This is a genomic window from Burkholderia sp. LK4, from assembly GCF_001043615.1.
Classification (GTDB): Bacteria; Pseudomonadota; Gammaproteobacteria; order Burkholderiales; family Burkholderiaceae; genus Burkholderia; species Burkholderia cepacia.
In genome coordinates this window covers 1-229 of the sequence record NZ_LDUL01000139.1, presented here as the reverse complement: position 1 = coordinate 229, position 229 = coordinate 1, and the positions used below count along the sequence as shown (strand labels likewise).

The 229-nt window shown below is 58.1% G+C and carries 1 protein-coding gene; it reads right to left on the bottom strand.

From position 1 onward, the window contains the following. A partial coding sequence (locus tag VK92_RS43230) for a hypothetical protein (RefSeq protein WP_048026300.1) occupies positions 1-229 on the bottom strand: 229 nt, incomplete at both ends.

The window sequence follows — 229 nt, the reverse complement described above, 5'->3', positions numbered from 1 at the left end:
GTCGTAAAGCACCTGCTGCCGCTCCGTTTGAGGGAGCACGTTCACTTCATGGGCTCTCCTGTCGGACGCTGCCCCAAGTTGCTCAGTGATCTGCAAGAGTGCCTGATCGATGAACGCAATGACGCGCGCGGGCTCTACTGCACCGACAGTATGTGCGGTGAGCTGGAACTGCTCACCCAGATCGTCGACGCACAGCGATACCGGATAGTTTGTCCGTTCTTCTGCCTCA